The sequence below is a fragment of the Massilia sp. TWP1-3-3 genome, from assembly GCF_049897805.1.
Taxonomy (GTDB): Bacteria; Pseudomonadota; Gammaproteobacteria; order Burkholderiales; family Burkholderiaceae_D; genus Telluria_A.
Map to the genome: position 1 here is coordinate 87,468 of NZ_JAFCWX010000014.1, position 23,536 is coordinate 111,003.

Here is a 23,536-nt window from a genome sequence, read left to right on the forward strand (position 1 = left end):
CAACAGGCGACTGTCGCAGAAGGGTTGACCGGCGCGCTCGGAAAAGGCCGAAGTCGCCTCGGCGCCCCCCTTTTCCGACAAATGCCGTCGACACGCTTGGCGCAATGCGGGCCTTGCCCTTTTCCGCCCTACAGTTGGCGCTACCAGTCCAGCAGTATTGCTACGCCCTCGCGGACGCGCTGACCCATGGAACCGTTGATATTAAGCAGCAGCACCTTTGTCAGCCTTTTGCGCATCCATATGGTCGCGCAAGATCTGGTTGATCCGGGTCTGATACCCCGGCCCTGCCGCCTTGAACCAGTTCAGCATGTCCACATCCAGGCGGATCGTCACAATCTGCTTGAGTGGAAGGCTGCTCGGCGCGCGCGCCGTGGTGTCGGTGTTGGTGTCAGTGTGCATGGGTGTGTGTTCCGGCCAAGTTGCTTGAAAATCATCATTCATGTTTTATCTCCTATCGACAGTTGTTGCCGCATCACTAGCATTGTCGTACGGATATGTATCTTGGAGATTGCGCACACGTATTGATTTGTATCGTAAAGTATCAAACCGGTTCGGCAATACATAAAGATACAAAACGGCGCCCTCCAAAATCCATTCGGCATTGTTGACGTATAATTTTGGACCCGGTCCCGTCCCGGCCGTTTCGCCAACAGAAAGCACACAGATGAACACCCCCACCTCCGCCGTCTCCCCGACTGAAACCCTGCTGCGTGACATTCTTTCGCGCCGGATCATGATCCTCGACGGCGCGATGGGCACCATCATCCAGCAGTACAAACTAGACGAGCAAGCCTATCGCGGCGGCGCCGACGGCCGCTTCGCCACCTTTGCCGCCCCGTCCGGCAGCGGCGCGCGCGAACTGTTCGTCAAGGGTAACAACGAACTGCTGACGCTGACGCAGCCGCACATCATCCAGGAAATTCACGAGCGCTACCTGGCAGCCGGCGCCGACATGATCGAAACCAATACCTTCGGCGCGACCGGGATCGCGCAGGACGACTACCACATGGCCCACCTGGCCTTTGAAATGAACGTGCAAGCGGCCAGGCTAGCGCGCGCCGCCTGCGACAAATACTCCACGCCCGACAAGCCGCGCTTCGTCTGCGGCGCCCTCGGGCCCACGCCCAAGACGGCATCGATCTCGCCCGACGTCAACGACCCGGCCGCGCGCAACGTCACCTTCGACCAGCTCGTCGCGTCCTACCATGAGCAGGTGCGCGGCCTGGTTGCCGGCGGCTCCGACATCCTGCTGGTCGAAACGATTTTCGACACGCTCAACTGCAAGGCGGCACTGTTCGCCATCGACCTGTACTTCGACGAAAACCCGAAGCAACAGCGCCTGCCGCTGATGATTTCCGGGACCGTCACCGACGCTTCGGGGCGCATCCTGTCCGGCCAGACTGTGCCCGCCTTCTGGAACTCGGTGCGCCACGCCCGACCGCTGACCATTGGTCTGAATTGCGCGCTGGGCGCGGCGCTGATGCGCCCCTATGCCGAAGAGCTCTCGAAAATCGCCGACACCTTCGTCTGCATCTACCCGAACGCCGGCCTGCCCAACCCGATGAGCGACACCGGCTTTGACGAACTGCCGGCCGACACCTCGTCGCTGCTGCGCGAATTTGCCGACAGCGGCTTTGTCAACATCGCCGGCGGCTGCTGCGGCACCACGCCGGAACACATCAAGGCGATCGCCGACATGCTGGCCGCCACCGCGCCGCGCGTGGTCCCGGACATCTTGGTCGCACAGCGCCTGTCGGGCCTGGAACCGTTTACGATCGATGAAAATTCGCTGTTCGTCAACGTGGGCGAGCGCACCAACGTCACCGGCTCCAAGGCGTTCGCGCGCATGATTCTCAATGAGCAGTACGACGAAGCGCTGTCGGTAGCGCGCCAGCAGGTGGAAAACGGCGCCCAGGTCATCGACATCAACATGGACGAGGCGATGCTCGACTCGCAGGCGGCGATGGTTCGCTTCTTGAACCTGATCGCCTCCGAGCCGGACATTTCGCGCGTACCCATCATGATCGACTCGTCCAAATGGTCGGTGATCGAGGCGGGCCTCAAGTGCGTTCAGGGCAAAGCGATCGTCAACTCGATCTCGATGAAGGAAGGCGAGGAAGAATTCATCCGCCAGGCCAAATTGTGCCGCCGCTATGGCGCCGCCGTCATCGTCATGGCGTTCGATGAAAAGGGCCAGGCCGACACCTTCGAGCGCAAGACGGAAATCTGCGCGCGCGCCTACAAGGTGCTGACCGAGCAGGTCGGCTTTCCGCCCGAAGACATCATTTTTGATCCAAACATCTTTGCCATTGCCACCGGCATCGAAGAGCACAACAATTACGCGGTCGACTTCATCAACGCCACGCGCTGGATCAAGGACAACCTGCCGCACGCGAAGATCTCGGGCGGCGTGTCGAACGTGTCGTTCAGCTTTCGCGGCAACGACCCGGCGCGCGAGGCGATCCACACCGTATTCCTGTACCACGCGGTCAAGGCGGGAATGACGATGGGGATCGTCAACGCCGGCATGATGGGCGTGTATGACGACCTCGCGCCCGAGCTGCGCGAGCGGGTCGAAGACGTGGTGCTGAACCGCCGCCCCGATTCGACCGAGCGCATGATCGACATTGCCGGCACCTTGAAAGCCGGCGGCAAGCAGCAGGAGCAGAACCTCGAATGGCGCGCAGGCACGGTGCAGCAGCGCCTGTCGCACGCGCTGGTGCACGGCATCACGCAGTGGATCGTGGAGGACACCGAAGAAGCGCGCCAGGAATTGCTGGGCAACGGCGGGCGCCCGATCCACGTGATCGAAGGCCCCTTGATGGATGGCATGAACGTGGTCGGCGACCTGTTCGGCCAGGGCAAAATGTTCCTGCCGCAGGTGGTCAAGTCGGCGCGCGTGATGAAGCAGGCCGTGGCGCACCTGATTCCATTCATCGAGGAAGAAAAGCAGCTCGAGGAAAAGCGCACCGGCATCGTCGCCAAGCCGAAGGGCAAAATCGTGATTGCCACGGTCAAGGGCGACGTCCACGACATCGGCAAGAACATCGTCTCCGTGGTCCTGCAGTGTAACAACTTCGAGGTCGTAAACATGGGCGTGATGGTGCCCTGCTCCGAGATCCTGGCGCGCGCCAAGGTTGAAAACGCGGACATGATCGGCCTGTCGGGCCTGATCACGCCGTCGCTGGAAGAGATGGCGCACGTGGCCAAGGAAATGCAGCGCGACCCGCACTTCCGGATGCTGAAGATCCCGCTGCTGATCGGCGGGGCCACCACCAGCCGCGCCCACACCGCCGTCAAGATCGCGCACAACTATGAAGGCCCGGTGGTGTACGTGCCGGACGCATCGCGCTCGGTGTCGGTGGCCCAGTCGCTGCTCACGCCCGAGAGCCGCGACAAGTACATCGAAGACATCGAGCTCGATTACGTGCGCATCCGCGAGCAGCACGCGAATAAAAAAGCGCTGCCGATCCTGTCGCTGGCCGCCGCGCGCGCCAACAAGATGAAGCTCGGCTTTGCGCCGGTACGTCCGAAATTCATCGGCCGGCGCGAATTCAAGAATGTCGACCTGGCCACGCTGGCCCGCTACATCGACTGGGGTCCGTTCTTCCAGACCTGGGACCTGGCCGGCCCGTTCCCGGCGATCCTGACCGATCCGGTGGTGGGCGTTGAAGCGAGCAAGGTCTTTGCCGAAGGCCAGGCGTTGCTGAAAAAAGTCATTGAAGGGCGCTGGCTGAGCGCCAACGGCGTCATTGCGCTGCTGCCGGCAAACAGCGTCAACGACGACGACATTGAAGTCTACACCGACGAATCGCGCACCAGCGTGGCGTTCACCTATTACGGCCTGCGCCAGCAGGGCGTCAAACCGCTGGTGGACGGCGTGCAGCGCCCCAACCAGTGCCTGGCCGACTTCATCGCGCCCAAAGCGTCGGGCGTGAACGACTACATCGGCCTGTTTGCGGTGACGGCCGGCCTGGGCATCGAAAAATACGAGAAGCGCTTCGAAGACGCGCACGACGACTACTCGTCGATCATGTTGAAGTCCCTGGCCGACCGCCTGGCCGAAGCGTTCGCCGAATACATGCACGAGCGCGTGCGCACCGACCTGTGGGGCTACGCCCACGGTGAAGACTTAAACAATGAAGACATGATCGCCGAGCGCTATGCCGGCATCCGCCCGGCGCCGGGCTACCCGGCCTGCCCCGAGCACACCGTCAAGGCCGACATGTTCAAGACGCTGCAGGCGCAGGAGATCGGCATGGAACTGACGGAGTCGTTCGCCATGTTCCCTGGCGCGGCCGTGTCCGGCTTTTATTTCGCGCATCCGGAAGCCAAGTATTTCGTCGTCGGCAAGATCGGCGAAGACCAGTTGAACGATATGGCGGCGCGGCGCGGCGTCGACAAGGCGGTGCTTGAGCGCTGGCTGGCGCCTAACCTGTCCTGATCCCAGCCAGGCAGTCCGCCCCTACATCGTCCTCGCGCACGCGGGGACCCATAGAACGGTTTAACTGAGCAACTGTTCCATAGGTCCCCGCGTGCGCGAGGACGATGTGGCAGGGAGATGCTGTTCCAACCGGCATCGCCCCCCGTCAGCCGCGCTGCTCGCGCTTGAACTTCCACAGCGCGAGCAGCCCGAACACCGCGCCAAAGGCCAGCTGCACGCCGATCGCCATGAGCGCCGCATCCATCCCCTGCCCGCGCCACGTCATCGCATCAAAACCGTCAATGGCCCACTTGGTCGGCACCACCGTCGCCGCCGACTGCACCCACGCCGGGAACATGAACGACGGCACCCACGCCCCGCCCAGCATCACCATGATCAGCGTGGCAAACACGGCAATCCCGCGCGCCGCTTCCGGCGTCTTGCCGAACGCGGCGATGAACAGCCCGAAGCTGGCCGTCAGCACGGAAAACGCGATCGCCACGCCGGCAAACCCGACCGGATTGCTAATGCGCACCCCCAGCACCGCGACCGCAAACGCGAAGATCGTACACAGCAAGAACAAGGCAATCACCGCCGCCGACGCCGCGCGCGCCAGCAGCACCGTCTGCAGGCTGACGGGGGCGGCCAGCAAGCGGTTGAAAATGCCGCTGCGCCGCGCCAGCAGGACCCCGATGCCGATATCGATCCCCAGAAACAGGATGAACTGCACGCCCATGCCGGCAAATGAATGCGCATAGCCGTTGTAGCCTTCCAGCTTGCTGCCGGAACTGACCTGCTCTTCGCTGGTCGAAAACGGCGTTGACAGCGCACCCTTGGCGCCGCCGCTGGCCGCTTGCGGACGCTGCCGGTATTTGTTCACGCTGCCCAGCATTTCCCTCAGCGCCACGCTGTCCGGGTCGTCCCGCTGGTCCAGCGCGGCCATGCTCTTGCCGGTGAAATCCTGCCCCGCCTGGCCATTGAACATCTCCGCGCTGACCACCTGCATCACCTGCTGCGTGAGCATGCCCTTGACCATCGCCAGCACTGCCTGCTGCGACGGGTCGTACAGCAGCGCGATCGCCGGCTTTTCCCCGGCGCCGAACAGCGCCGCGCCGGCCGCCTGGCCAAAACCGCGGGGGATCACAATGGCCGCCTTTTGCCTGCCCTTGCCCACTTCCTTGCGCGCCTGCTCGAGCGTCATCTCGCTCACGGCCAGGCTGGCGTCGCCCTTCAAGCCGGCGGCGATCTTTGCCGACACCGGATCGGCGTCAAGCTGCACCAGCGCGACCTCGATCCGGCTGGTCTCCGATTTTCCGGAGCCGCCGAACAGGTAGCCAAAGAAGGTGGCGATCACGATCGGCAGCACCAGGTTGACCAGCAGCGCGCGCCGGTCCGAGAAAAACAGCAGCAGGTCCTTGCGCACCAGGGCGATAAAAGCAGTCATGTCAGTCGCGCAGCGAGCGCCCGGTCAGGTTGAGGAAAATGTCTTCGAGCTTGGTCCGCGCGGTGGCAAAGTGCAGCGGGCGGCAACCCTGCCCGTGCAGCCACGCCATGACGCTCAGCGCGTCAGCGCCGGTGGCCAGCGCGATGTCGAGTCCGCCCGGCCCGGCATGCACGCTTGTGACGCCCGGCAGCGCCGCCAGGGCGTCGACCAGCGCCTTAGGCGCGCCATCGGCCAGCTCGATTCTCAGCGCCGCCTGCGACGGCAGGCGCCGGTACAGCGCTTCCGGGCTCTCGTCGGCCAGCACCTTGCCATGATCGATGATGACGATATGGTCGGCCAGGCGCTCCACTTCTTCCATGTAGTGGCTGGTGTAGATCAGCGACCGGCCCATCGCCTTGAGCTTTTCCAGCGTGTCGAAAATCGCGTTGCGGCTTTGCGGATCCACGCCCACGGTCGGCTCGTCAAGGATCAGCAATTGCGGGTCGTGCATCAGCGCGGCGGCGATGTTCAGGCGCCGCTTCATCCCGCCCGAAAAGGTGGATGGCTTGTCGCCCGCGCGGTCACTTAAGTTGACCAGCGAGAGCACCTCGTCGCAGCGCGCCGTCATCTGCGCGCCCTTGATGCCATACAGGGCGGCGAACAGGCGCAGGTTTTCACGCGCCGACAAATCCTCGTACAGGGCCAGGTCCTGCGGCACAAAACCGATCTTGCGCTTGACGTCCGACGCGCCCGCGCCGATCGCCACGCCATCGAGTTCTACACTGCCGGCATCGGCGCGCAGCAAGCCGCACACGATGCCCACCGTAGTCGACTTGCCGGCGCCATTCGGGCCGATCAAGCCGACCGTCTGGCCCGACTGCACCTGGAACGAGACGCCGTCGACGGCGCGCCGCTCCCCGTACAACTTGGACAAACCGCACACATTGAGTAAAAGGGTCATGCAAAGGTCCGATCAAAAAAAGTCAGATGGCAAAGCGTACAACGTTGTCAGTCCATTCAAAGGCGGCCACTTCGAGTTCGACCAGCGCGTCGGTTGACAGCGCGAGCTGGCGCAAGGCCGGCGCCACCAGGCTGTCTTTTTCTTCCATGCGCTCGATGCATTCGGCCAGGTGCAGCAGTTCGCCGAAAAAGCCGCTGCGCCGCAGCAGCGCGTCGGCCACTTCGTCGATCACGGGGATCTGCGCCAGGATCTCTTGCATGTCGATCCCGAACAGCGTGTCCATCAGCGACATGATGCCGACCGTGAAAGCGACATCGGCCACGCTGCGCTGCCCCGGGCGCAGGCGCTGCGCCAGCAATTCGAGCATGCGAGCGCGCGTGCTGGCCAGCGCCAGCAGCGGCGTCATGCCGGCGCCGGCGCGCGCCGGTTCGGCGTACAGCATGATCTGCAGCCAGCGCTGCAATTGGCGCCGCCCCAGGACGTTGATGGCCTGGCTGAGCGAATCGATGCGGTAGCGCGCCCCGATCGCGGCCGAATTGACCAGTCGCAGCAAATTCAGTCCCAGCGTTACGTCGCGCTTGACGGCGCGCTCGATGGCGACGTTGTCGGCGTCGGACGTCACCAGCGCCATCAGTTCGATCACCGCCAGCTGCGACGGCGAGAGCTTGCGCCCGCGAATGATGGCGGGTGTGGCGAAATAAAAACCCTGGAAATAATCGAAGCCCAGGCCCAGGCAGGCGGTGTAATCGTCCCGCGTTTCCACTTTTTCGGCCAGCAGCTTCTTCTTGCCCTGCTTGAACAGCGCGGCCAGGCGCGCCACATCGGCGGCGGCAATGTCGCGCAGGTCGAGCTTGATGAAATCGATGAAGAGCAGCAGCTTTTGCAGGTCAGGCGAATCGCGCACCACGTCGCCGAGCGCGAAGCGAAAACCATGGTGCATCAGCTCAGTGATGCGCGCCAGCACGGGCGGTGTCACCGGCAGGCTGTCCATGATTTCAAGCACCACTTTTTCGCGCGGCATGAACACGAAAATGTCGCTCATGATCACTTCGGCGTCGACATGGATGAAGCCCAGGGCGTCGCCGATCACCCGTTCCAGCCCGAGCTGGGCGGCGTGGGCGATCACACTGGCGGTGGCGGCGATGGCAGTGTCGACATTGGCGGGGCCGGCGGCCGTGCTGCGAAACAGCAGTTCATAGCCAAACAAGGCTTGCTTGCGGTCCAGGATCGGTTGGCGCGCCAGATAAAAGTCACGCGCGGGAGCGCTCAAGGTCGGGTCGTTCATCGGCATCCCTGTTGACAAGTAACAAGAGTGCTAATGTACCCGAAACCGTGGCATTTGTGACTATTTTGCTATCAGCTTCACACAGGCAAGCCGTCGACGAATACTTTCATTTCGCCGGGAGCAAACTTGGTCCACGTCTCGTTGGTCGTCAGCGGTTCGGTCACGATGATCGCCACCCGGTCCTGAGGCGTCGTTACTTGTGAAAAATCAACCGTCACATCTTCGTCCGACAATTTAGCGGTGACGAAAGGATATTGGCGCACGACATAGTGCAGGCTGGTGGAACAGTGCACGAACAAGGCCGAGCCGTCCGATAGCATCAGGTTGAAGGTACCGTGCTCGGCAATGATGCGCACCAACTCGGCCAGCGCTGCCCGCAGCGCAGGCAGCGCAGGCGCCTGGTCGCCGAAGCGGGAGCGCAACTCTTGCAGCAGGAAGCAAAAAGCTTGCTCGCTGTCCGTACTGCCTACCGGGCGGAAGGGCCCGTTAAGCGTGGGCGCGAACTCCTTTAAGTCGCCGTTGTGGGCAAACACCCAATAGCGGCCCCACAGTTCGCGCACGAACGGATGGCAATTTTCCAGCGCAACCTTGCCTTGCGTTGCCTTGCGGATATGCGCAATGACATTCTTTGACTTGATGGGGAAGCTTTTGATCAGTTCGGCGACGGGCGATGCAACGGCAGCCTGGTGGTCGACAAAATGGCGCACGCCGGCGCCTTCAAAAAACGCGATGCCCCAGCCGTCATGGTGGGTATCGGTTCGCCCGCCCCGCATGGCGAAGCCGGTAAAGCTAAAAACAATGTCTGTAGGGACATTGCAGTTCATTCCGAGTAATTGGCACATGGCGCAAGAATACCATGGCGCGGCGCCGCCGCGCCTCTGCGTAGTCAGTCTGCCTTGCAAGGCAGACTGACTACGCAGCACTACTTTTAATGCAGCAAGACCGGCTGGCTCATCAGCGAATCATACGAGCCAAGGAACTCGTCGATTTCTTCCATCGTCGGTTCGCTGGCGATCAGGTTGTTGACGTCGCGCCTGAAGGATTGGGCCAGCTTGCCGCAAATGAAAGCTTCGCAGCGGCCGGATTTGTCGACGATTTCATAGCCCCCGAAACGCAGGGCCTCGAGGTTATGATCGACGCCGAATTCGACCACGCTGTACTGCTCGCTGTTGTAGATCATGTTCATGCTCACTCCTTCGCTCGATCAGACTTTCCACTTCGCTCTTGTAAGCAAAGGTGGGGCTAACCGGACCGTTTTCAAGTGCTTGGCAAGTCCGGGGTCAGTTCCAACAGCTGATCGTATGGCGGGTTTTGCAGCCACGATCGCAACTGATCAAGGTGGTCAACACTTGCTACTCCGACAAATAATCTTTCGGGGCGCAAACGAAGTATCCGGTTTAATGTTACACGCAAAACGAGATTGCCGGTGCAGCAAAGGCAAGCGGGCGCAATTCTGTGCACATCGAGGAGGGAGGTAGGAGAAAGAACGGCATGCCCGTCAGGCAAGCCCTCGAGGATGACGGCGCAGCGCTGCCCGGCAGGCACGCTGGCGGCGATCGCCGCTTCGCGCAGCGCCGCCGTGGCGCCGGGTACCAGCGTGGCGCGCACCCGGGCCAACGGCAGTTGAGGGTTCATCCCCCTTTTTTGGCAAGCTTGCCCGGCTCCACGCCGAGCTGCTTGAGCTTGCGGTACAGGTGGGTGCGTTCCAGGCCCGTTTTTTCAGCCACGCGCGTCATGCTGCCGCCTTCGCGGCCCAGGTGATGTTCAAAATACATGCGTTCGAACGCGTCGCGCGCTTCGCGCAGCGGCAAGTCGAAACTGAGCGAAAAGCCATGGCCTTCGCCGGCCGGCATGCCGCCGATGCGCACCGGCACGCTCGACTGCGGTGGCTGGGTCGAAAACATGGTCGCGCCGCTACTGATGTTTTCTTCCGGCTGGGGCGCGAGCATGGGGCGCGGCGCGATGGCCGGGGCGCGCACCGCTTCCTGGGCGCGCGTCAAGCCTTGCTGTACCGCCTTGAGCAACTTTTGCAAGGCAATCGGTTTTTCCAGGAAGTTGAGCGCGCCGATGCGAGTCGCTTCAACGGCGGTGTCGATGGTGGCGTGGCCGGACATCATGATGACCGGCATGGTCAGCAAACCGTCGCGCTGCCACTCCTTGAGCAGCGTAACGCCGTCGGTGTCGGGCATCCAGATATCGAGCAGCACCAGGTCGGGAGCCCCGGCCGCGCGCGCATCGCGCGCCTGCTGGGCGTTTTCGGCCAGCGTGATCGCATGGCCTTCATCGCCCAGGATCTCCGAGAGTAACTCGCGGATGCCCATTTCATCATCAACTACGAGAATGTTCGCCATCTATATATGCCTTCCTGGTTGGCCGGGTTGCCCGGCATGCAGCGCATGCCGGTGAGCCGTATTCTATGCGTGAATTCAGCCTTAAGCCAATACACTATCCGTGCATAACTTTAACAGCAAAATCAAGACCGATGCGCCAGTTCCGTCCGCGCGATTGGCGATCTCGATCCGCCCGCCATGTTCGTCAATGATTTTCTTCACCATCGGCAAGCCCAGCCCGGTGCCGCGCGCCTTGGAGGTGACGTACGGCTCGAACGCGCGCGACAGGATCTTGGGCGCGAAACCAGGGCCGTTGTCGACGATCGCCAGCCGCACCGCAGTGCCGGCGGTGCCGTCGGCGCTGCGAAAGTGGATCGCCTCGGTAGTGACGTCGATGTGCGCCGGCGGCGCATCCGGGCCGCGGTCGTTCATCGCATCCTGCGCATTTTGCAGCAGGTTGTGGATCACCTGGCGCAGCTGGGTCGGGTCGCCCATCACCGCCGGCAGGCCGGACGCGAGCGCCGGGTGGATGATGTCGCTGCCGTCGCCGGCCAGGTACATGTGCAAAATATCTTCGATCAGTGCGTTCAGGTCGAGCTTTTGCAGCACTGCCGGCGGCGCCTTGGCGTAGTCGCGGAAGTCGTCAACCATGCGCTTCATGGCGTCGACCTGGTTGACGATGGTCGTGGTGCCGCGGTTGAGCAAGTCGCGGTCCTTTCCCTCCAGGCGCGATTCGAGCTTCATCTGCATCCGTTCGGCCGACAGCTGGATCGGCGTGAGGGGATTCTTGATTTCGTGGGCCAGGCGGCGCGCCACCTCGCCCCAGGCAATCGAACGCTGGGCCGAGATCACGTCCGAAATATCGTCGAACACGACGATAAAGCCGCTGCCGGCGCGCACCGGCAGACGCGAGCCGCGCGCCAGCAGCGTGATGTCGTGGTCTTCTCCGCTGCCCAGCCGGCGCGGAATTTCCAGTTCCTGCTGCCAGTGCCCCACCTTGCGCGCACCGCCCGCGGCCGACGCGCTTTGGGCCGAAAAGGCGCGCGTGACGGCCGCGGCAAAGGCGTCCATGCCCTCGATGCTGGAAAGACTCTGGCCGATGTGACGGGCCACGTTGTGCTGCAAGATGCGTTCGACCGCCTCGTTCGAGGTGACGACGTTAAATTCGGCGTCCAGCACAATCACGCCGGCCGACATATTTTCAAGCACCGATTCAAGGTGGGCCTTGGCGCTTTGCAGCGCGGCGCGGTTGCGCTCGACCGAACTGCGGGCCTCGAACAGCTGGCCGGTCATGGTGTTGAACGATTGCGTGAGGGTGCCCAGTTCGTCGGACGTGGCCACGATCGGGCGCGGCGACAAGTCGCCTTCGGCCACCGCGCGCGTGCCCTCGGCCAGCACCAGCAGCGGCTGGGCCAGGTTCCCGGCAATCACAAAGGCACTCGCCACGGCGCCAAAAATGGCAAGCAGCAGCGTGAGCGTCAGCGTTTCGATGTACATACGGCGTAAACCCACGCGCGCGACAAAGCGTTCCTGGTATTCGGTGTAGGCGGTCGAGAGCACCTGGGCGTTGGTGGCCAGGTTGGCCGGCACCGACTGGATCACCTGCAAAAAGCGCGGCTGGGCGCCGGGCGGCTCGGGAATGGCCAGCACCACGCGCTGGCGCAGACCGGGAGAAGCGTCCGCGCCTTGATTGGCGAGCGCCGGGCTGTCGTCCTTGAAATCGCGGTCGGCCCCTTCGGTGCGCGCATACCCGCCCGGCATCACGGCCTGCAGCAGCATGGGCGCGGTCGGCGTGTCGGGCGCCAGCGACAGGCGCCGGTTGGCCGCCGCGCTTTGCACCACCTTGCCGTCCACGCCGATGATCATGGCGCTGATCATGCCGTCGCGCTCGCCGATCAGGCGGGTCAGGATATCCTGGGTGCTGGGGCGGTCCTGGCCGGCCAGCGTGGTGGCGGTGATTTCGGCGCTGGCGCCCAGTTCGCCGAGCGACTGGTCGAGCGCGGCCAAGCCCAGGTTCACGCCCGATTCGAGCGCCGCCTCGATCTTGACGTTGAACCAGGAATCGATCGAATGGGAGACGAACTGCACCGACACCAGAAAGATCACCAGCCCCGGCAAGATGCCGATGCCGGCGAACAGCAGCACCAGGCGCGTCATCAGGCGCGAGCCGAACTTGCCGCTCTTGTAGCGAGCGTAAAGACGCGCCAGCGCCACCACCACGAACAGCAGCAGCGCGCCGGCAATGGCGGCGTTGAGGCCCAGCAGCCAGGAATAATAGCGGTCGAAAAATCCGGAATTGGAGGACGCGGTGGCCAGCAGGAACAGCAAAATGCTGACAATGGCGCCGCCGACGATGAATGCGTAGCGCAGGGCTTGGCTCACGGCTTATTCGGCCTTGTACTGGAACTTTTTATCGCGCGACTCCAGGCGCCACTGCGAATTGCTCGAGGCATTGACCTGGATCGGCTTGGGCAGGCGTTCGCGGTCCATGAACATGCGCAGCGTGACGTCGTACGTCTCGCCGGGTTTAAGCGCCCCGCGCGGGGCCACCATCCAGCGCGGCGGCCGGCGCACCAGCACCATCGCGTCTTCGAGCGTGGCGAAGCTTTGCTGCATGCTGCCCAGTACCGAGACCTGGTATTGACGCGTGAGGATGTCGTAGTGGATGCGCGTGGTCTGACGCTTGTCGACCGCCTGCTCGTCATACCAGTACCAGCGCGGGCGCGTCAGTTCCACTTCGGTGGTGAAGTACAGCGACACGCCATGCTGGATCGCGTCTTCCAGGCCGTGATTGAGCTCGAACGCATACACCGACGAGAGCCGGTAACCTTCCTCGGACAGCTCGATGTTGGCGCGCGTGATATCGATGCCGTCCGCCGCCTGCGCCTGCGCGCACGCAAACACCAGCAGCAGCTGGCAGGCAAGGAGTCGGAGAAAGCGTGAGATCACAGGTGAGCCAGAGCCTTAAAAGTCGATCGCATTGTCGGAAGACCGGTTACGCCGCGTTTTTCTGAAACAGGGCGTAGAACAAACCGTCGTGATCGGCACTGGCACTGCCCTCTGGAAGCAGTTGGCCTGGCGCGTCCAGGCGCGTTGCATTGTGGCGCACCGCGAAAGCGGCCGCCTGTGCCTCCGATTCCTGGGGCCAGATCGAGCAAGTCACGAACAGCAATTTACCATTCGGGCGCAGCATCTGCCAAAGATTGTCGAGAATTTTGGCCGAAAGTGTTGCAAGTTGGAGCGTGTCGCCCTTGCGCCGCAGCCAGCGGATGTCGGGGTGGCGCCGCACGATGCCCGAGGCCGTGCACGGCACGTCGGCCAGGATGCGGTCGTACTGCTGGCCGTCCCACCATACTGTGGTTTGCGCTTCAAAGGCCTTCAGGGTGGCGCTCAAACCCAGGCGTTCAAGGTTTTCCTCGACCCGCACCAATCGCTTGGGGTCCGAATCGATGGCGGTGACGTCGACCTCGGCCAGCTCCAGGATGTGGCACGTCTTGCCGCCGGGCGCGGCGCAGGCGTCGAGCACGCGCATGCCCTTGTGCAGGTCGAGCAGCGTTGCGGCCAGCTGGGCGCCGGCGTCCTGCACCGAGCTCAAACCCTGGTCGAAACCGGGAATGGCGGCCACGCCGATCGCCTTGTCAAGTCGCACGGCGGACGGGCCGATCTGGGTGGCGCCAATGCCGGCGTCCTGCAGCAGTTGCAGGTACGCGGGCACGCTCGTCTTGCGGACATTCACGCGCAAGGTGAGCGGCGGCTGCGCGTTGCCGGCCGCGAGGATGGCTTGCCAGGCGCTCGGATAGGCGGCCTTGGCGGCGTCGATCCACCACTGCGGGTAGTTATACTGCGCCACCGGCTGCGTCAATACCTGCGTGACCAGCTCGGCGCGTTCGCGCAGGAAGCGGCGCAGCACGGCGTTGACCATGCCCTTGGCGTGCGCCATGTCGGGATGCGAGGTGGCGACGGTGACGGCCTGGTCGACGACGGTAAATTCTTCATACGGGGCGGCGGCGCCCTCGGGCGAGTCGATCAGCGAGATGGCGCAGCACAGCAGCGCGGCGAGCATGGCCGGCTCCGGCGCCTTGGACGTCATCAGGCCGAGCAGCGCTTCGCTGCGCCCGAGCTGGCGCATGGTGCGGTACGCGATGTCCTGGATCGCGCCGCGGGTCTGCGGCGTGGCATTGGTGACGCCAAAGGCGGTCAGCAGCGCCTGCGGCAAGGCCGCGCCGCCGCGCACCTGGGCCACCGCGTTGGCCGCGCCCAGCAGGGCCAGCGCCAGCGAATCGGGCTTCAGGTTGGGCCGGTAGCCCGGCTGCAGCACCGGCTTGACTTCGTAGCTGGCGCGAACGCGGGGCGCAGCCGGCTTGGCCGCGGCGGGCTTGATGGAGAGCGTCGGGCGCTTGTTGGTCATGGCAGTGGCGATCTTGATGCTTTATAAAGACGCAATTGTACCGGGTTAGACTTGCGCGAGGCTTAAGCACGCTCGGGTGGCTGATAAAACAACACCGCATCGCGGTCGGCTGGACACAGGCATGTCTGACCCGGGTGCGGCGGGGACTTAGGGCAGGCTGCCGGCGCCGCCGTCGAACCGGGCTCAGACCCCCTAAAAGAAACACCGGGGTCCGACCCCGCGCCAACACTGCTCAGCCCCTGCCCAAACCAGTATAATTGGACCCAACTATGCCTGTGGCCCGGCCACCGCTCTTTCACTCTATAGAACACCGCACATGCTCGCCTCGCAAAAACAAGAAATCGTCGCCCTGTTCCAGGACGCCCTCGCCCCCATTCTGGAAGGGGCCGGGGGAACGCACATTACCGCCAACGTCGTGCTGGAACGCCCGCGCGACGCCTCGCACGGCGACGTCGCCTGCAATATCGCCATGCAGCTGGCCAAGCAGCTCAAGATGAACCCGCGCGAGCTGGCCCAGAAAATCGTCGCCGCCCTGCTCGAGAACCCGGCCGGCAAGGCCCTGGTCGAAAGCGCCGACATCGCCGGCCCCGGCTTCATCAACCTGCGCGTGGCGGCGTCGAGCAAGCAGGCGGTGGTCAAGGCCATTTTGGACCAGAAAGCCGCTTTCGGTCGCAGCACAGCCGGCGCCGGCAAAAAAGTCATCCTCGAATTCGTCTCGGCCAACCCGACCGGCCCCCTGCACGTGGGCCATGGCCGCCAGGCCGCCCTCGGCGACGCCTTGTCCAGCCTGTTCGACTCGCAAGGCTTTGACGTCACGCGCGAGTTTTACTATAACGACGCCGGCGTGCAGATTGCCACCCTGGCAGCTTCGGTGCAGGCGCGCGCCAAGGGCTTCAAGCCGGGCGACGCGCAGTGGCCTGAAGCTGCCTACAACGGCGACTACATCGCCGATATCGCAGCCGACTTCATGGCCGGCAAGACCGTGTCGGCCAGCGACAGCGCGCCCGTCACCGGCAGCGGCAATGCAGACGACCTCGATTCGATCCGCCCGTTCGCCGTCACCTACCTGCGCAACGAGCAGGACATCGACTTGCTCGCATTCGGCGTCAAGTTCGACAACTACTATCTCGAGTCGTCGTTGTACGCAGACGGCAAGGTCGAGCAGGCGGTCGAGGCGCTGATCAAGTCCGGCAAGACGTACGAGCAGGATGGCGCGCTGTGGCTGCGCACCACCGACTTTGGCGACGACAAGGACCGCGTGATGCGCAAGTCCGAAGGCGGCTACACCTATTTTGTGCCGGACGTGGCGTATCACCTCGTCAAGTGGCAGCGCGGCTTCGGCCAGGCCATCAACATCCAGGGCAGCGACCATCACGGGACGATCGCGCGCGTGCGCGCCGGCCTGCAGGCGCTTGACCAGGGCATCCCGCAGGGCTTCCCGGACTACGTGTTGCATAAAATGGTCACCGTCATGAAGGACGGCGCCGAAGTGAAAATCTCCAAGCGCGCCGGCTCGTACGTGACGGTGCGCGACCTGATCGAATGGTCCGGCGACGGCAACATCGCCAAGGGGCGCGACGCGGTGCGCTTTTTCCTTATTTCGCGCAAGGCCGACACCGAATTCGTGTTCGACGTCGACGTCGCCCTCAAGACGTCCGATGAAAACCCCGTGTATTACGTGCAGTACGCCCATGCGCGCATTTGCCGCATGCTCGAGCAGTTCACCGGCGACGAAGCCGCGCTGGCTACGGCCGACCTGTCGCCCTTGACCGCGCCCACCGAACTGACGCTGCTGGCCACGCTGGCGAGCTACCCGGAAGTGCTCGCGCGCGCGCAGAGCGAACTTGGCCCGCACCAGATCGCGTTCTACCTGCGCGACTTGGCCGCCAACCTGCACAGCTTTTATTTTGCCGAGCGCGTGCTGGTCGACGACGCCACGCTCAAGATGGCGCGCCTGGCCTTGATGCATGCCACGCGCCAGGTGCTGCGCAATGGCCTGGCCTTGATCGGCGTCTCGGCGCCGGTCCAGATGTAAAGCCGTCCCGTCACTGCCAACCCAGATGTAATCGTCGCTTATTAAAAGACTTCCATGACATTCGCTTCCACCACCCTTTTCCGCCAGCGCGGCAATACGCTCACCGGCGTCATCATCGGCCTGATCGTGGGCCTGGTCATCGCCGTGGCCGTCGCGCTCCTGATCACCAAGGGCGGCACGCCGTTCACCGACAAATCCGGCAAGGCGGGCAAGATGGCCGACCCGAGTCCGGACCAGATCGCGGACCCGAACAAGCCAATGTACGGCAACAAGGAAGCGGCGCGCCAGGCCAACAAGGAAGTGGCGGACAAGCAGAAGCAGGATGATCCGCTGGGCGAGGCGGTCAAGAAAATGGATCCTCCGGCGGCGGCAGCGCCGGCCAAGACGGCCGACGCCAAGCTGGCCGAGGCCAAACCTGCGCCTGAAGCTAAACCTGCGACCGAAGCCAAGATGGCGCCGGAGTCCAAGCCGTCCGAGGCGGCCAACATCCAGCCCAAGCCGGTGGCGCCCGACACGGGCGACGAAAAGGTGACGTACTACCTGCAGGCCGGCGCCTTCCGCGAAATCGACGACGCCGAAAACACGCGCGCCAAGCTCGCGCTGCTCGGCTTTGAAGCGTCGATCAGCGAAAAGCCCAACGAGAGCGGCGTGCTGCACCGGGTCCGGGTCGGCCCCTTCCCGCAGGTGGAAGCGATGAACAAGGCGCGCGCCAAACTGATCGACAGCGGCATCGATGTCGCCATTGTCAAAAACCAGAAGTAACCACGGAGACCCACCATGCGTTTGATCCAGAAGCTGTTGTTTGCCCTGACCCTGGGCGTTGCCGCAAGCGCGTCCGCCGCCGACGCTCCCGTCGAGGGCAAGCAATACCGCGTCCTGCCCAACGTCCAGAACACCGACGCCGGTAAAAAGGTCGAAGTCACCGAATTCTTTTCGTACGCCTGTCCGCACTGCCACGCGTTCGAGCCGGCGCTGGCCGACTGGGTCCGAAAAAACCAGAACAAGGTCGTCTTCCGGCGCGTGCACGTGGCCTTCAGCGCCGCCGAGCAGCCGCTGCAGCGCCTGTATGTGACGCTGGAAGGCATGGGCGTGCTCGAGCAAAACCACGCTAAGGTATTTGACGCCATCCACGTCAGCAACCTGCGCCTGACGAGCGACGAAGCCATTCTTGGATGGGCGGGCGGCGCCGGCCTGGACCGCGCAAAGCTGGGCGACGCCTACCGTTCCTTCGGCACCGCCTCGCGCGTCAACCGCGCCAAGGGCCTGGCCGAGGCTTACCAGATTCGCCAGTGGCCGACGGTTGCCATCGATGGCCGCTTCATCACCTCGCCGCAGCAGGTCAGCTCGGCCGTCACCCCGCCGCTGGGCGAAGCGGACAGCCAGCAGGCCGCCCTCAAGGTCATGGACTATCTGGTGGCCAAAGCGCTGGCAGAAAAGAAGTGACGCTGCACGCGGTCGGCGCATGATGCGCGTTTTCATCACCGGCGCCTCGAGCGGCATTGGCGCGGCGCTCGCGCGCGAATACGCCGCGCAAGGCGCGATGCTGGGCCTGGTGGCGCGGCGCGCCGAGGTGCTTGCCGCCCTGGTGGCCGAATTGCCGCATCCCGAACGGCACGCCGTCTATGCGCTGGACGTGACGGACCATGCCGCCTTGACCAGCGCGGCGCACGACTTCATCGCGCGCGCCGGGGGCGCCGACATCGTCATCGCCTGCGCCGGCGTCTCGCACGGCACCCTGACCGAACACCCCGAAGACCAGCAAGTTTTCGACGCCATCCTCAGCACCAACGTGAGCGCCACCTTCGCCACCTTCTCGCCCTTCATCGAGAGCATGAAAGCCCAGACCGGTCCGCGCCGCCTGGTCGGCATCGCCAGCGTGGCCGGCGTGCGCGGCCTGCCCGGCGCCGGCGCCTACAGCGCCTCGAAAGCGGCGGTGGTGTGCTACTGCGAGTCGCTGCGGCTGGAGTTAAAACCCTACGGCATTGACGTGGTGACCATCGCGCCCGGCTATATCGCCACTCCGATGACCCAAAAAAACACCTATCCGATGCCGTTCCTGATGCCGGCCGAGCGCTTTGCCGCCAAGGCCGCGCGCGCGGTCGCCAGCGGCGTCAGCTACCGCGTCATCCCGTGGCAAATGGGCGTGGTGGCCAAGCTGCTGCGCATGCTGCCCAACTGGTTGTACGACTTCGCGTTTTCCAAGGCGCCGCATAAAGCACGTAAAGACCCGGCCCGCATCGACCCCGCACGTAAAGACCCGGCAGGCGAAGCATGAACGGCGCGGCGATTGCCCGCATTTGCGGCCCCGCATTCAACGCGGTAGCCGACATTGAAGTGGTCGCTGAAACCGGCTCCACCAATGCCGACCTGCTGGCACGCAGCGCGCACCAGGCGCGCAACACGGTCTTGATCGCCGAGCGCCAGAACGCCGGGCGCGGCCGGGCGGGCCGCAGCTGGCTGTCGGCCGAAGGCGGCTCGCTGACGTTTTCAGTGGCGTGGCAGTTCCACTGCCCGCTGCACGCGCTGGCAGGCTTGCCGCTGGCCGTGGGCGTGGCGCTGGCTGAAACGCTGGCCAGCCTGAGCGTCAACGTGCAGCTCAAGTGGCCCAACGATTTGCTCAAGGATGGCGCCAAGCTGGCCGGCGTGCTGATTGAAACCCGGAGCGCCCCGGACGGCGCCGTGTGGGCAGTAATCGGGATCGGCCTGAACCTGCATTTGCCCGACGAACTCGAACAGCGCATCGGCCGCCCTGCAGCCAGCGCGCCATGGCTGGCGGCAATGGACCGCGACGCCCTGATGGCAGCCCTGCTGTCGAACCTCGCGGCTAGTCTCGACCAGTTCGGCCAGCTTGGCTTTGCGGCCTTCAGCGCGCGCTGGAACCGCCTGCACGCCCACCAGGGCAGCATGGTGCAGATTGTCGACGGCGGCGTGACCGTGGCCGAAGGCATTGCCGCCGGCGTTGACGACAGCGGCGCGCTGCTGCTCGACAGCGCCGCCGGCCGCATCGCCATCGTGGCCGGCGACGTGTCGCTGCGCGCGCAGGCATAAGCCGATGCTGCTGCTGATCGACGCCGGCAATACGCGCATCAAGTGGGCCTTGGCAGAATCCGGCGCGCCTTTGGGCCAGTGGGTTGACGCGGGCGCCGTGTCGCACGCCGAACTCAATTATCTGCCGGCCTGCTGGCAGGGCCGCAGGGTCGTGCGCGCGGTGGTGGCCAACGTGGCGGGAGCCAAGCTGCGCGACCAGCTGCAGCTGATGCTGCCCACCACCACCATCGACTGGTTCGCGTCGCTGCCCCAGCTGGACGGCATGCGCAACGGCTACCGCAATCCCGGCCAGCTCGGGTGCGATCGCTTTGCCGCCGCGCTGGGCGCGCGCGCGCTGGCCCCTGGTCAGGCACTCGTGGTGGCCACCTGCGGCACCGCCACCACGATTGATGCCGTCAGCGCCGACGGACGTTTTTTGGGTGGCATGATCTTGCCGGGCCTGGGCCTGATGGCCGCTTCGCTGGCCAGGAACACCGCGCAGTTGCCTTCAGTTGAACTGGGAAAAACGCTCACGGCCGGCTTTGCCGACAATACCGACGACGCCATTCTGGCAGGCTGCCTGTCGGCGCAGGCCGGCGCCATCGAACGGGCCTGCGCGCTGCACCGCGCGCAAGCGTGCATCGTCTCGGGCGGCGCCGCGCCGTTTATTGCGCCGGTGCTGACAGTGGCGCACCGGATGGTCGATAATATCGTCCTGATCGGCCTGCAACGGGCCGCCGCCGCTTCACACCCCACAACGGGATAGCCTGTGCTGAAATTAATCTTCTGGACTTTGCTGGGCCTGAACGCCGTGCTGTTCGCCTATGACCATGGGGCGCTCGGCAGCTTCAAGGCCGGCGAGCGCGAACCGGGGCGCATCAAGAACCAGATCAATACCGACAAGCTGCGCCTGCAGCCGGCGGGCCTGCCGCCGGTTCTCCCAACCTCGCCGGAGGCCGCGGCACCAGCGGTGACAGAGACGAGCGCCACCGGCGCGCTGATCGCGTGCACCGAGATCGGCAACTTCGCCGCCGCCGAGGCGCGCCGCTTCGAGCGCCAGGTGGCGCCCTTGCAGCTGGCCGACAAGCAGTCGCAGGAAGAAGTGGCTGGGCAGGAAATCACTAGCCACATGGTGATGATCCCGCCTTTGGGCAGCAAGGAAGCGGCCGACAAAAAGGCGGCGGAACTGAAAGCGCAAGGGGTGAGCAACTTCTTCATCATGAACGACAGCTCGCCGACCAAGTGGGCCATTTCGCTGGGCGTATTCAAGTCGGAGGCGGCGGCGCAGACGCTGATGGCGGCACTCAAAAAGCAGGGCGTGGTCGGCGCCAAGGTGGCCGGCCGCTCGAGCGCCGCAACCAGGCTGGTCTACCGCTTCCGCAATATCGATGCCGACACGCGCGCCAAGCTTGACGCTATCGCCGCAAAATTCACGGCCGATACGCGCACCTGCAAGTAAGTCTATCGCTTTATCACGATCGGGCGCAGCCCGAGCGAACCGGCCACGTCGCGCGCCGCGTCCTGCGCTTCGGCGCGGGTGCCAAACGGGCCGCTCAGCACACGGTGCAGCGCACCGAAAGACACAACGTCCAGTCCCGCACCGGCCCAGCCATTGCCCATGATCCTGGCGCGGATCTCGGCCGCCTTGTCGGCCCGGCTGAAAGCGCCCATCTGCACATAAAATCCGCCCGCCGGCGCGGCCACCGCTACCGCCATCGGCGCTTCATCGGAGCCGTTCGCCGGATGCACCTTCAGGGCCTTGATCTCGGCCTTGTTCTCGACAATCAGCTGATTAAGCTTGGCCGCCGCCTGCAGCGGACCCTGGCGCGCTTCATCGGGCTCGGTGGCGTTGCGGCGCACCGTCGCCAGACGCGTGCCGGCGTCCGGCAGCAAGCGTTCGAGCCGCACTTCGTGGCTGCCGTTTTGCAGCAGCCCCAGTTTGACGGCCGCCGTGTACGAGACATCGACGATGCGCGACGCATGAAAGGGACCGCGGTCGTTGATGCGCACCACCACCTGCTTGCCGCTGGCCACGCTGGTGATGCGCGCATACGAAGGAATCGGCAGCGTCGGATGGGCGGCCGTCATCTTGTACATATCGTAGAGCTCACCCGACGAGGTTTTCTGGCCGTGGAATTTTTTGCCGTACCAGCTGCCGACGCCGCGCTGAATGAAAGGCTGCTCGTTCAACAGCGGCGTGTAGCTTTTGCCAAAGACGACATACGGCCGGTTCGCATAGCGCGAATACGGCTCGAAGCGCACCTGCGCATCGGGCACCTGTTCCAGGTTGGGCGGGGGCGAGTCTTCCGGACCGTCGTCCATGTAGTAGCCGCCCGGTCTGGTCGCCGGCGGGGGCAGCGCGGGCAACTCGGCGCGCAGGGGAGGATGGCTGGCGGCGCGCAGCGGCGGCGCCGGCATGTGGCCGCGCCCGCCGACCAGCGGCGTTTCGGCGCAGCCCGACAGCAGCGCCAGCAAGCTGGCGGCGATGATCAGTGGGGGGTGTCTCGACACGTTCATCGCGCCTTTCGTATCAGGTTTGTATTAGTTTTCGATGCCTCTGAATACTCATCAGGATACCTGCACCGAGCCCGAGTGTACCAAACGCGGTGCCGCCATAGCTCATGAACGGCAGCGGCACGCCGACCACCGGCAAAATCCCGCTCACCATGCCCATGTTGACAAAGGCGTAGGTGAAGAAAATCATGGCAATCGCCCCGGCCAGCAGGCGCGTGAACAGGCTCGGTGCATTGGCGGCGATGATCAGCCCGCGCCCGATCAGCAGCAGGTAGATCAGCACCAGTCCCAGGATGCCGACCAGGCCGAACTCCTCCGAGTACAGCGAAAAAATGAAGTCGGTGGTGTGCTCGGGGACGAATTCGAGGTGCGACTGGGTCCCCTTGAGCAAGCCCTTGCCCGAAAAGCCGCCCGAGCCGATCGCGATGATCGACTGGATGATGTGAAAGCCCTTGCCCAGCGGGTCCTTGGTGGGATCGATCAGCGTCATGATGCGGTCGCGCTGGTAGTCGTGCATCAGCGACCAGGCCACCGGCAGGCTGGCCGCGCCAGCGAAGAACAGCCCGCCCAGCGCCTTCCACGACAGCCCCGCCAAAAAGATGACGTAAAAGCCCGACGAGAGCACCAGCAACGAGGTGCCCAGGTCCGGCTGCAGCTGGATCAGCCCCACCGGCACGGCCAGCAGCACCGAGGCGATGGCAAAATTCTGCCAGCGCGCCATGCCCGCGCGCTGGTGGAAATACCAGGCCAGCATCATCGGCATCGCGATCTTCATGATCTCGGACGGCTGGATATCGGTGCCGATATAAAGCCAGCGGCGCGCGCCCTTCTTGACCACGCCGAACAGGAACACCGCCACCAGCAGCGCCACCCCGACCGTGTAGATCGGCACGGCCAGGCGCATCAGCGTTTGCGGGGGTACCAGCGCGGCGGCCCACATGATCAAAAAGGCGATCAGGGTGTTGCGCATCTGCGCTTCAAAGCGGCCCGGGAACTCGATCCCGGCCGAGTACATCGTCAGTAGGCTGGTGGCCAGCAGCAGGAACAGGATCATCGCCAGCGGCGCGTCGAAGACCAGGATGTACGGTTTCATGCGCCGCCAGAGCGAGCGCCGTTCATTGATACGCATG

General features: G+C 64.2%; 20 protein-coding genes. 8 read left to right on the forward strand and 12 right to left on the reverse strand.

Annotated elements, in window-relative coordinates:
- Window positions 1–201: 201 nt before the first annotated feature.
- Entirely contained in the window at window positions 202–441 is a 240-nt protein-coding gene (locus ACP7D4_RS15730; protein WP_426209992.1) for a BrnA antitoxin family protein, read from the reverse strand.
- Between the two features lie 223 nt (window positions 442–664).
- On the opposite strand from ACP7D4_RS15730, the gene metH reads away from it, so the two are divergent.
- On the forward strand, window positions 665–4,444 hold the full coding sequence (metH, locus tag ACP7D4_RS15735; protein ID WP_426209994.1) for a methionine synthase: 3,780 nt from the start codon (window positions 665–667) through the stop codon (window positions 4,442–4,444).
- 145 nt (window positions 4,445–4,589) lie between these two features.
- Here the strand turns inward: metH and ACP7D4_RS15740 are convergent, their stop codons facing one another.
- The 9 genes from ACP7D4_RS15740 to rsmB form a co-directional block, all read right to left on the reverse strand.
- Complete coding sequence (locus tag ACP7D4_RS15740; RefSeq protein WP_426209996.1) at window positions 4,590–5,867, reverse strand: ABC transporter permease; 1,278 nt, start codon at window positions 5,865–5,867, stop codon at window positions 4,590–4,592.
- Between the two features lies 1 nt (window position 5,868).
- On the reverse strand, window positions 5,869–6,807 hold the full coding sequence (locus tag ACP7D4_RS15745) for an ATP-binding cassette domain-containing protein (protein WP_426209998.1): 939 nt from the start codon (window positions 6,805–6,807) through the stop codon (window positions 5,869–5,871).
- Between the two features lie 22 nt (window positions 6,808–6,829).
- A complete protein-coding gene (locus tag ACP7D4_RS15750) occupies window positions 6,830–8,092 on the reverse strand; it encodes an EAL and HDOD domain-containing protein (protein WP_426209999.1) in 1,263 nt (420 codons plus the stop codon).
- Window positions 8,093–8,169: 77 nt separating this feature from the next.
- The gene (locus ACP7D4_RS15755; protein ID WP_426105316.1) at window positions 8,170–8,934 is read right to left on the reverse strand and encodes a class II glutamine amidotransferase; all 765 of its coding nucleotides are present in this window, start codon (window positions 8,932–8,934) and stop codon (window positions 8,170–8,172) included.
- A gap of 86 nt (window positions 8,935–9,020) precedes the next feature.
- On the reverse strand, window positions 9,021–9,278 hold the full coding sequence (locus tag ACP7D4_RS15760; RefSeq protein ID WP_219882611.1) for a BTH_I0359 family protein: 258 nt from the start codon (window positions 9,276–9,278) through the stop codon (window positions 9,021–9,023).
- Window positions 9,279–9,723: 445 nt separating this feature from the next.
- On the reverse strand, window positions 9,724–10,443 hold the full coding sequence (locus ACP7D4_RS15765; RefSeq protein WP_426105319.1) for a response regulator: 720 nt from the start codon (window positions 10,441–10,443) through the stop codon (window positions 9,724–9,726).
- An 81-nt stretch (window positions 10,444–10,524) separates the two neighbouring features.
- A complete protein-coding gene (locus tag ACP7D4_RS15770; protein WP_426210001.1) occupies window positions 10,525–12,804 on the reverse strand; it encodes a sensor histidine kinase in 2,280 nt (759 codons plus the stop codon).
- 3 nt (window positions 12,805–12,807) lie between these two features.
- A complete protein-coding gene (locus ACP7D4_RS15775) occupies window positions 12,808–13,371 on the reverse strand; it encodes a DUF4390 domain-containing protein (RefSeq protein ID WP_426105323.1) in 564 nt (187 codons plus the stop codon).
- Between the two features lie 46 nt (window positions 13,372–13,417).
- Complete coding sequence (gene rsmB, locus ACP7D4_RS15780) at window positions 13,418–14,830, reverse strand: 16S rRNA (cytosine(967)-C(5))-methyltransferase RsmB (protein ID WP_426210003.1); 1,413 nt, start codon at window positions 14,828–14,830, stop codon at window positions 13,418–13,420.
- Window positions 14,831–15,146: 316 nt separating this feature from the next.
- On the opposite strand from rsmB, the gene argS reads away from it, so the two are divergent.
- The 7 genes from argS to ACP7D4_RS15815 are packed head-to-tail and all read left to right on the forward strand — an operon-like array spanning window position 15,147 to window position 21,351.
- Entirely contained in the window at window positions 15,147–16,865 is a 1,719-nt protein-coding gene (gene argS / locus ACP7D4_RS15785) for an arginine--tRNA ligase (protein WP_426210005.1), read from the forward strand.
- Window positions 16,866–16,919: 54 nt separating this feature from the next.
- A complete protein-coding gene (locus tag ACP7D4_RS15790; protein WP_426210007.1) occupies window positions 16,920–17,627 on the forward strand; it encodes an SPOR domain-containing protein in 708 nt (235 codons plus the stop codon).
- Between the two features lie 15 nt (window positions 17,628–17,642).
- Complete coding sequence (locus ACP7D4_RS15795) at window positions 17,643–18,308, forward strand: thiol:disulfide interchange protein DsbA/DsbL (RefSeq protein ID WP_426105328.1); 666 nt, start codon at window positions 17,643–17,645, stop codon at window positions 18,306–18,308.
- Window positions 18,309–18,327: 19 nt separating this feature from the next.
- Window positions 18,328–19,140 carry an SDR family oxidoreductase gene (locus tag ACP7D4_RS15800; RefSeq protein WP_426210009.1) on the forward strand — a complete coding sequence of 271 codons (813 nt, stop codon included), beginning with the start codon at window positions 18,328–18,330 and terminating at the stop codon, window positions 19,138–19,140.
- On the forward strand, window positions 19,137–19,913 hold the full coding sequence (locus ACP7D4_RS15805; RefSeq protein ID WP_426210011.1) for a biotin--[acetyl-CoA-carboxylase] ligase: 777 nt from the start codon (window positions 19,137–19,139) through the stop codon (window positions 19,911–19,913). Before ACP7D4_RS15800 ends, ACP7D4_RS15805 begins: the two co-directional genes overlap by 4 nt.
- Window positions 19,914–19,917: 4 nt before the next feature.
- On the forward strand, window positions 19,918–20,658 hold the full coding sequence (locus ACP7D4_RS15810; protein ID WP_426210013.1) for a type III pantothenate kinase: 741 nt from the start codon (window positions 19,918–19,920) through the stop codon (window positions 20,656–20,658).
- 3 nt (window positions 20,659–20,661) lie between these two features.
- Window positions 20,662–21,351, forward strand: a complete 690-nt coding sequence (locus ACP7D4_RS15815) for an SPOR domain-containing protein (RefSeq protein ID WP_426210015.1) — start codon at window positions 20,662–20,664, stop codon at window positions 21,349–21,351.
- 2 nt (window positions 21,352–21,353) lie between these two features.
- On the opposite strand, the gene ACP7D4_RS15820 is transcribed toward ACP7D4_RS15815, so the two are convergent.
- Window positions 21,354–22,409 carry a septal ring lytic transglycosylase RlpA family protein gene (locus ACP7D4_RS15820; RefSeq protein WP_426210017.1) on the reverse strand — a complete coding sequence of 352 codons (1,056 nt, stop codon included), beginning with the start codon at window positions 22,407–22,409 and terminating at the stop codon, window positions 21,354–21,356.
- A gap of 13 nt (window positions 22,410–22,422) precedes the next feature.
- Window positions 22,423–23,535 (reverse strand): rod shape-determining protein RodA, encoded by a 1,113-nt coding sequence (gene rodA, locus ACP7D4_RS15825; protein WP_426105336.1) that lies wholly within the window; start codon window positions 23,533–23,535, stop codon window positions 22,423–22,425.
- Between the last annotated feature and the right edge of the window lies 1 nt (window position 23,536).

Excerpts from the sequence above, each read along its gene's own strand:
- ACP7D4_RS15810 (WP_426210013.1), top strand. The coding sequence starts at position 19,918 with ATGCTGCTGCTGATCGACGCCGGCAATACGCGCATCAAGTGGGCCTTG.
- ACP7D4_RS15750 (WP_426209999.1), bottom strand. The coding sequence starts at position 8,092 with ATGAACGACCCGACCTTGAGCGCTCCCGCGCGTGACTTTTATCTGGCG.
- ACP7D4_RS15745 (WP_426209998.1), bottom strand. The coding sequence starts at position 6,807 with ATGACCCTTTTACTCAATGTGTGCGGTTTGTCCAAGTTGTACGGGGAG.
- ACP7D4_RS15730 (WP_426209992.1), bottom strand. The coding sequence starts at position 441 with ATGAATGATGATTTTCAAGCAACTTGGCCGGAACACACACCCATGCAC.
- ACP7D4_RS15760 (WP_219882611.1), bottom strand. The coding sequence starts at position 9,278 with ATGAACATGATCTACAACAGCGAGCAGTACAGCGTGGTCGAATTCGGC.
- argS (WP_426210005.1), top strand. The coding sequence starts at position 15,147 with ATGCTCGCCTCGCAAAAACAAGAAATCGTCGCCCTGTTCCAGGACGCC.
- ACP7D4_RS15790 (WP_426210007.1), top strand. The coding sequence starts at position 16,920 with ATGACATTCGCTTCCACCACCCTTTTCCGCCAGCGCGGCAATACGCTC.
- ACP7D4_RS15805 (WP_426210011.1), top strand. The coding sequence starts at position 19,137 with ATGAACGGCGCGGCGATTGCCCGCATTTGCGGCCCCGCATTCAACGCG.
- rsmB (WP_426210003.1), bottom strand. The coding sequence starts at position 14,830 with ATGACCAACAAGCGCCCGACGCTCTCCATCAAGCCCGCCGCGGCCAAG.
- rodA (WP_426105336.1), bottom strand. The coding sequence starts at position 23,535 with ATGCGTATCAATGAACGGCGCTCGCTCTGGCGGCGCATGAAACCGTAC.
- ACP7D4_RS15820 (WP_426210017.1), bottom strand. The coding sequence starts at position 22,409 with ATGAACGTGTCGAGACACCCCCCACTGATCATCGCCGCCAGCTTGCTG.
- ACP7D4_RS15765 (WP_426105319.1), bottom strand. The coding sequence starts at position 10,443 with ATGGCGAACATTCTCGTAGTTGATGATGAAATGGGCATCCGCGAGTTA.
- ACP7D4_RS15740 (WP_426209996.1), bottom strand. The coding sequence starts at position 5,867 with ATGACTGCTTTTATCGCCCTGGTGCGCAAGGACCTGCTGCTGTTTTTC.
- metH (WP_426209994.1), top strand. The coding sequence starts at position 665 with ATGAACACCCCCACCTCCGCCGTCTCCCCGACTGAAACCCTGCTGCGT.
- ACP7D4_RS15800 (WP_426210009.1), top strand. The coding sequence starts at position 18,328 with ATGATGCGCGTTTTCATCACCGGCGCCTCGAGCGGCATTGGCGCGGCG.
- ACP7D4_RS15795 (WP_426105328.1), top strand. The coding sequence starts at position 17,643 with ATGCGTTTGATCCAGAAGCTGTTGTTTGCCCTGACCCTGGGCGTTGCC.
- ACP7D4_RS15755 (WP_426105316.1), bottom strand. The coding sequence starts at position 8,934 with ATGTGCCAATTACTCGGAATGAACTGCAATGTCCCTACAGACATTGTT.